Genomic DNA, 13,825 nt, shown 5'->3' with positions numbered 1-13,825 from the left:
GGAATGACAAAATTTAGTATATTGGTACATAGGAGTGATTATATGAATAATGAACTATACGAATTTATTAAAAATAAGGATTATCATTTAATTAGAGAAAGTATTTATAGTATCGCGATACTAGATAAAAGACCTGCGACAAAAGGCCATATTTTAGTCATGCCGAAGATGCCGATTGAAACATTTGGCGATATCGATAATAAAGTCGTACGCGGAGATCTAATGGCACTCATGCATAAAGTCGCGACGAAAGATATGGATAAAGATTATACGATCGTGTGCCATAACGGTGAATCTGCTGGCCAAACGGATTCACAAGTACACTTTCACTTTATCCCAAGAGATGACAAAGATAATTTAAACTTTGATCTACCTCATAACACTTCAATTAATGTAGATGAGGTTTTAGAAGATATAAAAGTGAAAAGAGCAGAAAAATTAAAATAACGAGAAGGAAACCCTTCTCGTTTTATTTTTGTTGAAAAACAGAACATACGTTCGTATAATAAAATCAAGGAGATGGTAAAGATGATCCTCGATTATAGAAATATTCCATACGAACAACTCGATTCAAACATCCCTATTGGCCGAGGGATGATTAAGTGGATGCCGTTTGCAACGATGCCTGAACAATACGAAAATGTAAATCAAATGATTCAAAATCAATTAAAAAAAGAGTATCCAAAGTTAACGGATGACGCACTTCAACATAATGAGCGCATGCTGCAATCATTGCTCGGTAAAAGAGCCATTATTCGGTATTGGGCGAATGGGTATGAGATGATGATTGAATGTACGGTAGAAAGTATTATCAAAGAAACGAATATGATTATGGTGAATAAAGATAATTCTCTACTCCCGATTTATTTTTATCACATTTATGAGGTTGAACAAGGTAGTAATTTATGGGCATAAAAAAGTGGCGCCTGAAAGGTGCCACTTAATTGGTTCTATGACTCTAATCGACTTAGTCGACTTGTAAGAGCTTTGTATTTTGGTGATTTTTCTTTTATCCAGAATAGTAATAAGATAAATAACATCGCACTCACAAGCATTGCGAGTAATACGTATATGACTGTACTGAATTCGTGATCGAATGCCTGGTTGAATATTGCTGTTCTGTAACCGATGACTGTATAAGACATTGGTAAGAATTCATATAGTTTTTGGTAAATCGCGTTTGTCGTTTCGATTGGGAATGTTCCCCCACTCGCTGATAATTGAACGATGAGTAAGATGATACTTAAGAATTTACCGAAGTTACCGAATAATGTAACTAACGCACCAATCATCGTAATAGATAATAATGCCCATACATAGTTGAGTAGGAAGAATCTCCAGTTACTACCGATATCGACTTGCATAATGAAGTCAACGACAATCGTAATGAGTGATGAGATGATTAATGCATGTACCATATATAGGAGCATACGGCTGACCCATGCTTTAAATACACCAGTATGTTCATCAAATATTTTGTTGTTTGGATAGACGACGTTAAACGTAATTGATCCAATGAATAAGCTAATTGCAACGATTAACGGTGCAAAGCTTTGTCCGTAGTTTTGAGTCTTAACTACGTTATTCGTTTCTAAATGAACGGGTTGTGCGATATCTTTTGCACCCGCTTCAGTAAACGCTAGGTTTTCTTCCTCGATTTTATCGAGTACTTTTTTAAATTGCGTATTAATTTCGTTTAATGAGTCTGAAAGCTGTTGTGAACCTTGTTGTAACTCACCTAAACCGTTATTTAATTGTCCCATTCCATTAGCTAATTCGTTCGCGCCAGTTGCTGCTTCGTTTGCTCCTTGAGCAAGTTGATTTGCTCCACCACTTATTTCGCCAGCACCTTGCTCTAATTGACCTTGTGCCTGGACGAGCTGTTGTCCTGCAGGACCTAAGTTTGGTGCAATTTGCTCTAGTTGTGCAGTCATTTGTTGCTCACCTTGGTAGAGCTGACCAGCTCCTCCACTTAACTGATTTGCACCATCATTGAGTTGTCCGATACCATTGTTTAATTCATTTGCTCCTTGAGATAGTTGTCCTGAAGCGTTATGTGCTTCAATAAGACCAGCATTTAATTCATCTGCTCCATCTGTCAGTTGCTGAATTGCATCTTGCGCGCCTTTACTGTCTGACTCTACAGAGTTTAGTTGATCGACAATCGCTGTAATATAATTATCAGTAATTTCTTTACGTACTTCTTCGATAATGAAATGTCCTACTTGCTCTGACATGAGAGAACCGATGAAGTTATGTCCAGGGTTTAAGTTCAGAGACATTTCAACTTGCTCAGGATTATCCGTTAAGAAGGACATCGCTTTTTTAGACGTGTCTTCAGGAATCAAGATATATCCGTACGTATCTCCTTTTTGTAACGCTTTTTTCGCAGTATCTAAATCAGTAAACTGCCAATCTAAACGATCTTCCTCTTTTAATTCTTCTATTAAAGAATCACCGACATGGATTTCCTCGTGACCTTTGTCTTCGTTTACGATGTGAAATTTCATCTCTTCAGTATTTTCATATGGATTCCACATTGCACCTAAAAAGATAACAGCATATATAAATGGAAGTGTTGAAACGACTAGAAGAGAAATTAATAACACAGGCGTTTTCCGTATAAACTTAAAATCTCTTAACATTTAATCACCTTTACTTTTTAATTTCCGTCAAAATGATGAGTACAATAAAACATTATAATACGCAGTGAGTCGAATTACAAGAATTTTAATCAACATAGTGTATAATATTATACAAAGAATAAAACAGGAGCGATAGAAATGAAAAAAATGGATTTGCGAGTGATCAAAACGTTAAAACGTATCGATGAATCAATCGTCGAGCTACTTCGTGAGAAAAGTTTTGAAGATATCACGGTAAAAGACATTTGCGAACATGCGATGATTAACCGTGGAACATTTTATAGCCATTATAAAGATAAATACGATCTCATTGACTCATATCAAAAAGAGTTAATGATTGGTGTGGAGGATGTGCTATATAGAAGTAAGGAAGTAACTCAAAAAGAAGAAGAAATGAAAAAGATACTTGAAGGGTTATTTGTATATATCGAAGACCATAAAGATAAAATATTCGCAACGGCAATTGCAGTCGGTCGATTACAATTTATAGAGGAGTTCTCAAAATATACGTATAAATTTTATGAGGCGAAACAAAAAGAGTATGGTATTACAATCGCTCAAGATAATTTTAGAAATTATCTTATTACGTATATGTCCAATGCACATATCGGTATTATACATCGTTGGTTAGAAGGTGGTTGTAAAGAATCGCCAAAAGAGATGGCTAATATCGTAGAGAAAATTACAGTGAACGGAATTTTTAAATCACTTTTAGTAAATGAAGAAGTAGTTATATAAAGGAGTGCCTAGAAGGTGCTCTTTTTTATATACATTTTAATTATTCAAAAAAATTAAAATCTTTTAACTATTTCATGAAAAGGTATTGTAAACGGAGAGAAAAAGGTATACGATACTTAAATGACTCATATCAATTTTATAAAAATGAATGTCAAAAATAAGAAAAGGAGGAGTCAATATGTCCAACAATGAAATGGACCGTGGTCTAAAAGCACGTCACGTCTCTATGATTGCGATTGGTGGTGCGATTGGAACAGGGTTGTTTGTCGCGACAGGTGGTGTAATATCTCAAGCTGGACCCGGAGGGGCTTTACTTGCATATTTAATTATCGGTGTCATGCTTTACTTTTTAATGAGTACTATCGGGGAGCTTGCGACGTTTTATCCAGTGTCAGGTGCATTTAGTGCGTTCTCGACGCGTTTTATCGATCCATCGGTTGGGTTTGCAATCGGTTGGTTATATTTAATTATCGGCGTATTAGTATCTGCGGTTGACATAATCGTTGCTGCAAACGTAATTACGTTTTGGGAAGCGATGCAGTTTCTTTCACCATTTGGCTGGAGTATCGTATTTTTCATTATCATCGTATTACTAAATATATTTACAGTAAAACTTTATGGTGAAGCGGAATATTGGCTTTCTCTTATAAAAGTTACTACGATTTTTGTATTTATCGTATTCGGTGTGTTAATGATTTTTGGAATCCTTGGTGGTGAAACGTACGGCTTTAAAAACTACACAATTGGAGAAGCTCCGTTCGTTGGTGGCTTTGCTGGATTCTTTAGTGTACTACTTATAGCTGGTTTCTCTGTCGGAGGTACTGAAGTTGTTGCAGTCACTGCTGGAGAATCTGACGAACCAGAAAAATCGATGCCTAAAGCAGTAAAGCAAGTGTTTTGGAGAATACTTATATTCTATATCGGTTCAATTGCAGTCATTTCAGCGATTTTACCATACACAGATCCGATGTTATTAAACGAATCCGGATCAGTAAACCAAAGTCCATTTACAATTGTTTTCGATAGAATTGGTATTGCATTTGCTGCGTCAGTCATAAACGCAGTTGTTTTAACAGCATTACTTTCAGCATCGAACTCGATGTTATACACAGCAAGTAGAATGTTATATTCACTCGCAAATAATAAGCAAGCACCAGCATTTTTAGGAAAAGTTAACGAACGTACACGTTCTCCGCTTTCAGCGGTCATTACAGTAATCGTTGCCGTGTTTTTAATTATTGTATTTTCTAACTTCAAAGAAAATGCGATTTTCTTCTTATTAGAACTCGTTGGATCGCTGATCATTGTGGTTTGGGGCTCTAACGTTTGGGCGCAAATTCGATTACGTAAAGCAATCAAAGTACAAGGAAAAAATGTAGAAGACGTCTTACCATTTGTCGGTAAAGGGTATGTGATTGGTAAAATAGTTGTGATTGGAGTGCTACTCTTACTATTCGCAGGTGGGGCTATTCCACACTTATTAAACTTAAACTTTAAAAATGTCTTTGGACATTTCTTACCGTTTATATTATTTGGAGCAGCAATTGTTATTCATAAGTTAATAACAGGTAGTAAAATGGTCAAGCTGTCTGAGATAGACTTAGAACGTAAACGCACAGAATAATCTTAAAGAGTACTGATCTTTCAGTACTCTTTTTTAGAGGTGAAACGATGATTATTACGACGCCATTAAAGTACGATGCAGCACTGCGCGATGAGACTATTGAGTTAGGAAAAAAGTACAATATAGAATTTGTTGAGCGTTATAAACAAAGCGTGAAACAACTAAGGTCTAGAAGTAACGATATACTCATTATCGGAAAAGAAAAAGTACAGTATATATCAGAAGAAGGTACATTCACGTATCACCCGAATTTTGCTCAAGTCCGATTACGACGCTTACTAAAAGGTGAAGACGATCCATTTTTAGAAGCCACAAATCTAAGAAAGAACGATAAAATATTGGACTGCACAATGGGACTCGCATCAGACAGCTTAATCGCAGCCTATGTAACGGATAGTGTTACATCTCTCGAGTCCGTTCGTAGCATATATTTGACTGTGTCTATAGGGTTAATAAAATATCGCTATACGTTACAACAATTAGAGAAGGCTTCAAAGCGTTTAACAACATATAATGTAGACGCATATTCATACTTAAAAGAACAACCAGAAAATAGTTATGACGTCGTCTATTTCGACCCGATGTACGATGAAGCGGTACAATCTGAAGGTATAGACTCATTAAAGCAACATGCAAACTATGCAAATTTAACAGAAGAAATAATTGAAGAGGCAAAACGTGTGGCAGCTAAAAGAGTTGTTTTAAAAGCGCATTATAATAGTCCCTTATTTAAACAATTTGGATTTATGCAATGCATTCGTAAAAACACCGTATCGCATTATGGAGTTTTACTCACATCATAAAGACTTTATTTTTCCTTCATACGTTTAATAATAGAATCGATTGATATTAATCTGTATAATGGAAATTGATATAATATTTCGTTTGCAATAGTTATTTTGAAGTGCATAAAAGAATTTAAATATAAGGAGATTATTATGAAGATAGCATACATTATCGATAGTACAGCGGATCTCGATCCAGCTTATGAAAATCACCCAGATATTTATCGAGTGAGTCTTCACGTGACATATGAAAATGGCGACGTGATTGAGGACTCTAAAGATGAAACTAAAATTCAAGAATTTTACAGAAGGTTAAAAAAAGAAAAGACGCCACCAAAGTCATCACAGCCATCGCCTCAAGCGTTTATGGACGTATTAGATAAAATCGTCGAAAAAGGCTATGACGCAGTGATTGGTATTACTTTATCTGCAAAACTTAGTGGAACGTTCCAAACGATGCAGATGATTATGGAAGAATATAAAGACAAGATTCAAGTGTATCCAATCAACTCTGAAAACACATCTTACGTCATCGGTAGTATGGTCGAACAAGCGATGGAACTTGATGAATCAGGTGTTGAAATTGACAAGATTATCGAGCACTTAAAGTGGGTGGCAAGTGAATCAGAGGTATATTTACTCGTTAAAGATTTACACAACCTCGTAAAAGGTGGTCGTCTCGGTTCTGCATCGGCAGTTCTCGGCTCGTTATTACGCATTCGTCCAATTATGAAGTTTGATAACGATGAAGGCGTTAAGTTATATGAAAAAGTACGAACAGATCGTCGTGTCATGGCAAAATGGGTGGAAATATTAGTTGAAAAGTATGAACACTTTAAGGGGAATTTAGATGTCGTAGTTGTTCACGGTGACGTGGAACAAGACGCATTAAAAATTGTGGAAAACTTTAAAGAAAAGTTTCCGGATATTAAATACCACGTTTATTACTTAGGATCAGTACTTGGAGTACATGGTGGTAATGGCGCAATTGGTATGGCATTTATTCCAAATCAATACGAAAAATAATATAAAAGGCACGTTTCCTAAACTTAGGGAACGTGCCTTTGTTATTATTTTCTTAATGATGCTAAGAAACTTAAAATTGAAAGTGATGCAAGTTTAAGTGATGATTTTGACTCGTCAAAGCTATCTCCAGCTAAGTAGTGCTTTACAGCTGCAGCACTCATAACAATAGATGCCATTAACGCACCAAGGCGACCGAATGTTTTACTAACTAGTGATAAGCTCATTAACACTGCGCCGACACTTTCTAAGTATCCAGCAATTAACATTTCTCTAGAGTTTACATTGAATTTTTTCTCGAAGTCTTCTCCAAGTTCACCGTTCGCTCTTACTTTATTTACACCTGACTGGTAGATGTTTGATGCAACGTACCAGTTAATAATATGTCTAAACATAATTGTCCACTCCTTCTAATTGTCTATTATACAATTTATCCAATTCAGGCGTATGTTAAACGCTCTAAAACAAAATTAATACAAAATATGTAATAATCGATAGTAAACACGATGTGACTAAGAGAGATACCATCGGTGCTTTTGCTTTGTTAAAGAGAGTTTTAAACGAAACGTTTAAACCGAGGCCAACCATTGCCATAATCATAAAGAACTTCGCTATTTCGTCAACGATACTCGACACATTGCTCGGAATATCTATAAACGTATTGACGACAGCAAGTAATAAAAAGCCGATTAAAAAATATGGGAAATTCACTTTTTGTCTATCATTCGTGCTGTTATTTCGCTTTGACCATATGTACATTAATGCAAAGCTCACCGGCACGAGTAAAAATACACGAGACAATTTTGCGAGTAACGCATACGCGAGACTATCGTCACTTACTCCACCTGCTAATACGACTTGTGCAATTTCATGTAAGCTGATTCCAGCCCACATGCCGTACACTGTGTCTGTCATTGAAACGACCGGGTATAAGAATGTGTAAATGAGTGCGAAAAACGTCCCGACGAGCGATATTAAACCGATGCTAATCGCTGTGTCTTCTTCATCACTTTTAATAATCGACGATACCGCACCGATCGCAGCGGCACCGCATATGCCTGTACCAAATCCAAGTAATAACGCGATGTCTTCATTACCTTTAAGTAGCTTATTGATGAACATTAATAGGAACACACTAAAAAGAATTACGAAAACACCACCGACGAGTAGCCATAGACCATCAGTTGCGATTGTATATAAGTTAAGTTTTAGTCCGTATAAAATAATCGCAACACGTAGTAACTTTTTAGATACGAACGTAATGCCGTCGGATAATGGTTCTGGGTAACCTAGAGTATTTCTGTAAATCATAGAGATAATAATCGCAATAGCAAGTGCACCAATACTCGAAAGTAACGGTAGTTGAGCGAGTATATAACTGATTGAAGCAATTAGTATTGTAAATAAAATGCCATATGTAAATAACTTTTTATTTTTCATAGGTTCCCCCTCCTATACTTAATATTATAATCTAATAATATCTATACTTGGTCAACATGTTAAATGTGTTATAACGTAGCTTTAATATGATAAACTAGAACTGTTAACACTCATAAAGGAGACATCTATATGAAAGTCGCACTATTTGATTTTGACGGAACACTTTATCCATATGAAACGTTCCAAACACTTCGATACCATATGCGTGACAATCCAAAATATAAAAAGTACTATAAACACTTTGTTCGTCGCTTTGCACCGACGTATTTTGGGCACAAATTAAAACTCGTTCCAGAACTCCAATTTCAAAATAAAGCATTAGAATCCTATATTTATGCATTTAAAGGTGCTTCTAAAGATGAAGTGGAGACATTTTTCAGTGAAGTCGGAGAAGCGATGAGAGAACAGTTAAACCAAACGGTGGTCGAAAGGCTACAATGGTTACGTGATAACGACTACTATACGATTTTAATTTCAGGTGCATTTCAACCGATGTTAAAGGCGATGTTTAAAGATGAATTTAGCCACATTATCGGTTCAGAAGTGAATTACAATAAGAAGGGCGTCCTATCGACTAAAATACCATTTGTACGAGTATTTGGTGCGAGGAAAATCGATTTAATTCGTAACCATTTAAAACATAAAAATATCGACTGGGATAAAAGCCATGCATATAGCGATAGTGCGACGGATTTAAGCATGTTAAAGCTCGTAGGGCATCCAGTCGTAGTGAAACCAGATACGAACCTTAAAATCATCGCAAATAAAAATGGATGGGAAATTTTAAATTAAAGGATGATAATTATGTCATTAATAAACATCAATGAATCAGAACTATATCCGACAGAGTCATTCGGACCAGCGGTCGAAGGTACGTTAATTTATAATGTACAAGGACAAGCAGAGTGGGAAGGTGCATTCATTACAACGAATGAACGTCTTATAATGAATGTCAATATGAACGGTGAAGCATACCGCAGAGTATTTGATTATAAAGATATTAAAGACGTATATCAGAATGAGCACGGGCTATTTATTGAATTCCCTGAAGGTATGGGGAAAATCGCACTCGTAGAGACGAAAACAGGCAAAGAAGAGACATTTGTTGAATATGTTAAAAAGAAGTTAGGTTAACTTAAAAAAGATAAGTTCTAGGCTTTTATAACGATATTGAGACATATATAATAATAATTGAATATGAAATAGGGAGATCGATTCAATATGGCAAATGAGGAGAAGAAAAATGTAGTCCTTATTGGGGGCGGCATTATGAGTGCAACGCTAGGTGCGCTCATTAAAGAGTTAGAACCAAGCTGGAATATTAAGATGTTTGAAACGCTAGAAGCTCCTGCTCTAGAAAGTTCAAGTCCATGGAACAACGCAGGTACAGGGCACTCAGCACTATGTGAGTTAAACTACACACCAGAAGACGCTAACGGCAACGTTGACATTACTAAAGCGGTAAACGTCAATGAAAAATGGCAAACGTCATTACAATATTGGGCACATTTAGTAAATTCAGGTCAGTTAAAAGCCCCAGAAAAATTTATTAAAAAAGTACCGCACTTAAGCTACGTCGAAGGTAAAGAAAACGTGGCATTTTTAAAGAAACGTCAAGAACTATTAAAAGACCATCCATTATTTGAAGGTATGGAATTTAGCAGTGATAAGGAAACGTTAGAACAGTGGATGCCGCTTATGATGGGAGGACGCGAGTCATTCGATGACATCGCTGCAACGTATATCGATAAAGGTACAGACGTTAACTTTGGAGAGTTAACGAAGCAATTATTCGATAATCTAGAAGAACAAGGCGCCTCATTACAATATAAACATGAAGTCGTAGATTTAAAGAGAATTGACGACAGTAAATGGGAAGTTCAAGTGAAAGATTTAACGACTGGTAGATCAGAATTCCATATTGCGGACTTCGTATTTATCGGTGCAGGTGGCGGAAGTTTACCACTGTTACAAAAGACAAAATTACCAGAGTCTAAAAACATCGGTGGTTTCCCAGTGAGTGGACTTTTCCTCGTCTGTCAAGATGAAGAGATCGTTAACCAACATGAAGGAAAAGTATACGGTAAAGCAAAAGTTGGTGCCCCACCAATGTCAGTACCACACTTAGACACACGTTATATCGATGGTAAGAAATCATTACTGTTCGGACCGTTCGCAGGATTTTCTCCGAAGTTCTTAAAAACAGGGTCATACTTCGATTTAATTGGTTCTGTAAAACCAAACAACGTGTTTACAATGCTTGCTTCAGGAGCGAAAGAAATTCCATTAACAAAATATTTAATTAGCCAATTATTACTATCAGACAACGATAGAATTGAAGAGTTAAGAGAATTCGTTCCAACAGCGAAAAAAGAAGATTGGGATACAATCATAGCAGGACAACGTGTTCAAGTCATTAAAGATACAGACAAAGGAAAAGGAACATTAATGTTCGGAACAGAAACAATCGTTTCTGAAGACGGAACTGTCGCAGCGTTACTCGGAGCATCACCAGGTGCTTCAACATCAACTGATGCGATGATCAACGTATTAAAACACTCATTTAAAGATTCGTTTGAAAAGTGGGAAGCGGAACTTAAAAAGATGATTCCGTCTTATGGTAAAAAACTTTCAGACGAAAGAGACTTATATAACGTCATAGACAAAGAAGTACGTGAAGTACTAAAAATTAACTAAAATAACGCCTAGCGATACTAAGTCGCTAGGCTTTTTTACTGGATTCTCTAGAAAGTTATAACGCTATCGGTTATAATATAATAACGATAGAAATAACGATAGGAGAGACGACAATGCAAACACCAGTGTATTATTCAACGGCACAAGTGACAGATATGGTCGAATTGTCTGATCAAAACGTACGTAAATACTTCCGTATGCTAGAAGAACGTGGATATGAAGTGACACGTGACGAATACCAACGACGTCTATTTTCTCAAAATGACGTGCTTATATTACAAGAGATGATCAAAATCTCTAAAGAACCTGGGTATACGTTAGAGCTCGCTGCAGATGAAGTATTAAAACAAGCAGATGATATTATAGAAAAAAATAAAGAAGAGAAAAATGACGTTGCGTCGAATGAAGAGGTACTAAAAGCACTACGACTCGTCGTCGATAAGCTAGAAGAAATGCGTCAGGAAAACGTAGAACTTCATCAAAATATTAAAACGCTCGTATCACGACTCGACCGTTATGACGAAAATCTACTCGATACGAAAGAGCAACAAAAACTCCTCGTATCAGAAGTATCATCTATTAAAGAGGATCTTCAACATTCTGCAGAAAAAGTAGAATCTGATAATAAAGAGCTAGAAGAAATTGAAGCATCGATTCCAAAAGAAGAAACAACAGAAGAGCCATCAGACGTAGAAGAAACTGAAGAAGTTAAAGATGAGTCTGAAGAGATAAAAGAAGAAATTCAAGAAGAATCAAAAACTGAAAGCGAAGATAATCGAGATAGTTACGATATGAATGATTATCAACCGAAAGAGACGGACAAAGAAGAGAACGAAGAATCTTCTCAAGTGACATTTACTCCAGAGAAAAAGAAAAAAGGGTTTCTCGCACGATTATTCGGAGGTTAAGTATTATTTGTTTCACATGAAACGTGTTACAATACTTAAGAGATTATTGTGTGGACGTAATATTATGACTGCCACTTTTAGTGGCAGTTTTTTTGCAGTTAGATAGGAGGATTGTTTGTGATTATTCACATTTCACAAAACGCATGTGAAAACCAAATCGATGAAATTACACAGTTCGTTGAGTCGATGGGCTTAAATGCACATCGTTCCAACGGTTCAAATAGAATTATTTTAGGCTTAACAGGAGACGTATCTAAGGTAGATGTGAACACGCTGAAAAAATATCATATCGTAGAAGGTGTATATCGTATTACCGCGCCTTATAAAAAAGCAAACCGTCAATTCCATGAAAAAGACAGTATTATCGATATTGATGGTGTTAAAGTTGGAGGATCACACTTTTTAATGTGTGCGGGGCCTTGTTCTGTTGAGAACGAGACGGATACAATAGAACTCGCTAAACAGCTAAAAGCATCTGGTGCGAACGCGTTAAGAGGTGGAGCATTTAAACCAAGAACATCACCTTATAGTTTCCAAGGGCTTGGCGTAGAAGGTTTAAAAATCTTAAATGAAGCGAAAAAAGAAACGGGACTTCCAATCGTTTCAGAACTTATGGGAACAGAACATTTAGATACATTTGTTGACATGGTTGACGTCATTCAAATCGGTGCACGTAATATGCAGAACTTTGATCTATTAAAAGCAATCGGCCAAACAGATAAACCAATTCTTTTAAAGCGCGGTATGTCAGCAAAAATTGAAGAATGGTTAATGAGTGCAGAATATATATTAGCAGGTGGCAATAAAAACGTTATTTTCTGTGAGCGCGGTATCCGTACGTTTGAAGATGCAACTCGTAATACGCTAGATATTCAAGCAGTACCTGTTGTACAAAAAGAGTCACATTTACCAATCGTCGTTGATCCATCTCATGCAGCAGGTGTTCGTTACGTCATTCCGTCAATGGCAAAAGCAGCGGTAATGGCAGGAGCAAACGGACTTCAAATCGAAGTGCACCAAAATCCTGAAAAAGCATGGAGTGATGGTCAACAATCGTTAACACCTGAAGAGTTTAGTGATTTAATGTCGACGATACAATTATTGCTCCAAATGGAAGGCAAGACATTATAAGCCTATAAGTGCTATAGTCATGTTTTAATTAAAGGAGAGTTATGAATAAATCAATTCAAAGCCACGCGATGGTCATTATGATGTTAATCGTTATCGTGACATTTATAATCGCATTTATCGTTTCGATGAGTTACTTAGTGGAATCGGAGGACGAGCCTTTGTATACATTTGAAGAAGCGTTACAACTACAATTAAATAATGGAACAGAAGATTTAAAATTTGATTCGGGCTACCTTGTACCTGCGACAGATGAAGATATTAAAAATGCTATGGACCCTAAACACCAAGGCGTATTTCAGTTTGTACAACTAGATAATCAGTCAAAAATCTCTGTTGAAGATGCTAATGAATTGTTAAAAGACTCAGGTGTTTTAAAAGATACTGGTGAATTTTTTGTTCAGGCAGAAAAAGAATATAATGTGAATGCATTATATTTAATAGCACATGCAAAAATAGAAACTGGTAACGGAAAGTCAGAGCTCGCAAAAGGAATTAAAGTTGATGGAACGACGTACTATAATTACTTTGGAATCGGAGCATTTGATATCGGGGCGATAAAAACAGGAAGCAGTTATGCCAAAAAAGCAAATTGGGATTCAAAAGAGAACGCAATTCTCGGTGGTGCGAAATTTATTAAAGAGCATTATTTTGATAATAATCAAGTAACGCTCTACGATATGAGATGGAATCCAAACTCGCCAGGAACGCATTTATATGCGACTGATATTAGATGGTCTGATTCTATTGCTAGAGTGTTAGAATCACATTACGAAGCAGTACAATTAAAGCCGGATTTTATAGAGAAAGACATATATAAAGAGGAGTAACGCTATG

Annotated in this window: 15 protein-coding genes; 12 read left to right on the top strand and 3 right to left on the bottom strand. The window is 36.3% G+C overall.

Going from position 1 to position 13,825, the window contains the following annotated elements; genetic code table 11:
- Positions 1 to 42: 42 nt before the first annotated feature.
- Both HMPREF2767_RS03410 and HMPREF2767_RS03405 read left to right on the top strand, forming a co-directional pair.
- Entirely contained in the window at positions 43 to 447 is a 405-nt protein-coding gene (locus HMPREF2767_RS03410; protein ID WP_070622619.1) for an HIT family protein, read from the top strand.
- A gap of 81 nt (positions 448 to 528) precedes the next feature.
- Positions 529 to 915, top strand: a complete 387-nt coding sequence (locus HMPREF2767_RS03405) for a YolD-like family protein (RefSeq protein ID WP_068129141.1) — start codon at positions 529 to 531, stop codon at positions 913 to 915.
- Positions 916 to 950: 35 nt separating this feature from the next.
- On the opposite strand, the gene HMPREF2767_RS03400 is transcribed toward HMPREF2767_RS03405, so the two are convergent.
- The gene (locus HMPREF2767_RS03400; RefSeq protein ID WP_070622618.1) at positions 951 to 2,645 is read right to left on the bottom strand and encodes a YhgE/Pip domain-containing protein; all 1,695 of its coding nucleotides are present in this window, start codon (positions 2,643 to 2,645) and stop codon (positions 951 to 953) included.
- Positions 2,646 to 2,783: 138 nt separating this feature from the next.
- Here HMPREF2767_RS03400 and HMPREF2767_RS03395 point away from each other — a divergent pair, with 138 nt between their 5' ends.
- From HMPREF2767_RS03395 to HMPREF2767_RS03380, 4 genes are all read left to right on the top strand, one after another.
- Positions 2,784 to 3,383 carry a TetR/AcrR family transcriptional regulator gene (locus HMPREF2767_RS03395; protein WP_070622617.1) on the top strand — a complete coding sequence of 200 codons (600 nt, stop codon included), beginning with the start codon at positions 2,784 to 2,786 and terminating at the stop codon, positions 3,381 to 3,383.
- Positions 3,384 to 3,561: 178 nt separating this feature from the next.
- A complete protein-coding gene (locus HMPREF2767_RS03390) occupies positions 3,562 to 5,007 on the top strand; it encodes an amino acid permease (RefSeq protein WP_068129147.1) in 1,446 nt (481 codons plus the stop codon).
- Positions 5,008 to 5,054: 47 nt separating this feature from the next.
- Positions 5,055 to 5,810 carry a class I SAM-dependent methyltransferase gene (locus HMPREF2767_RS03385; protein ID WP_070622616.1) on the top strand — a complete coding sequence of 252 codons (756 nt, stop codon included), beginning with the start codon at positions 5,055 to 5,057 and terminating at the stop codon, positions 5,808 to 5,810.
- Positions 5,811 to 5,945: 135 nt separating this feature from the next.
- Positions 5,946 to 6,818: a DegV family protein gene (locus HMPREF2767_RS03380; protein WP_070457142.1), complete on the top strand. Its 873-nt coding sequence runs from the start codon at positions 5,946 to 5,948 to the stop codon at positions 6,816 to 6,818.
- Positions 6,819 to 6,862: 44 nt separating this feature from the next.
- Here the strand turns inward: HMPREF2767_RS03380 and HMPREF2767_RS03375 are convergent, their stop codons facing one another.
- Both HMPREF2767_RS03375 and HMPREF2767_RS03370 read right to left on the bottom strand, forming a co-directional pair.
- A complete protein-coding gene (locus HMPREF2767_RS03375; protein ID WP_070457141.1) occupies positions 6,863 to 7,210 on the bottom strand; it encodes a DoxX family protein in 348 nt (115 codons plus the stop codon).
- A 64-nt stretch (positions 7,211 to 7,274) separates the two neighbouring features.
- Positions 7,275 to 8,255 (bottom strand): YeiH family protein, encoded by a 981-nt coding sequence (locus HMPREF2767_RS03370; protein ID WP_070622615.1) that lies wholly within the window; start codon positions 8,253 to 8,255, stop codon positions 7,275 to 7,277.
- A gap of 129 nt (positions 8,256 to 8,384) precedes the next feature.
- On the opposite strand from HMPREF2767_RS03370, the gene HMPREF2767_RS03365 reads away from it, so the two are divergent.
- From HMPREF2767_RS03365 to HMPREF2767_RS03340, 6 genes are all read left to right on the top strand, one after another.
- On the top strand, positions 8,385 to 9,047 hold the full coding sequence (locus tag HMPREF2767_RS03365) for an HAD family hydrolase (RefSeq protein ID WP_068129159.1): 663 nt from the start codon (positions 8,385 to 8,387) through the stop codon (positions 9,045 to 9,047).
- 12 nt (positions 9,048 to 9,059) lie between these two features.
- Positions 9,060 to 9,389 carry a hypothetical protein gene (locus HMPREF2767_RS03360; protein WP_068129161.1) on the top strand — a complete coding sequence of 110 codons (330 nt, stop codon included), beginning with the start codon at positions 9,060 to 9,062 and terminating at the stop codon, positions 9,387 to 9,389.
- 87 nt (positions 9,390 to 9,476) lie between these two features.
- The gene (mqo, locus tag HMPREF2767_RS03355; protein ID WP_070457139.1) at positions 9,477 to 10,952 is read left to right on the top strand and encodes a malate dehydrogenase (quinone); all 1,476 of its coding nucleotides are present in this window, start codon (positions 9,477 to 9,479) and stop codon (positions 10,950 to 10,952) included.
- A gap of 113 nt (positions 10,953 to 11,065) precedes the next feature.
- Positions 11,066 to 11,860: a hypothetical protein gene (locus tag HMPREF2767_RS03350; RefSeq protein ID WP_068129165.1), complete on the top strand. Its 795-nt coding sequence runs from the start codon at positions 11,066 to 11,068 to the stop codon at positions 11,858 to 11,860.
- Positions 11,861 to 11,977: 117 nt separating this feature from the next.
- Complete coding sequence (gene aroF / locus HMPREF2767_RS03345) at positions 11,978 to 12,991, top strand: 3-deoxy-7-phosphoheptulonate synthase (protein WP_070622614.1); 1,014 nt, start codon at positions 11,978 to 11,980, stop codon at positions 12,989 to 12,991.
- A 41-nt stretch (positions 12,992 to 13,032) separates the two neighbouring features.
- Positions 13,033 to 13,818, top strand: a complete 786-nt coding sequence (locus tag HMPREF2767_RS03340) for an N-acetylglucosaminidase (protein ID WP_070622613.1) — start codon at positions 13,033 to 13,035, stop codon at positions 13,816 to 13,818.
- The last annotated feature ends 7 nt before the right edge of the window (positions 13,819 to 13,825 follow it).

It is taken from the genome of Nosocomiicoccus sp. HMSC067E10 (assembly GCF_001810835.1).
GTDB lineage: Bacteria > Bacillota > Bacilli > Staphylococcales > Salinicoccaceae > Nosocomiicoccus > Nosocomiicoccus ampullae_A.
The sequence above is the reverse complement of the archived record's forward strand: the minus strand, read 5'-3'. Positions and strand labels throughout refer to the sequence as shown.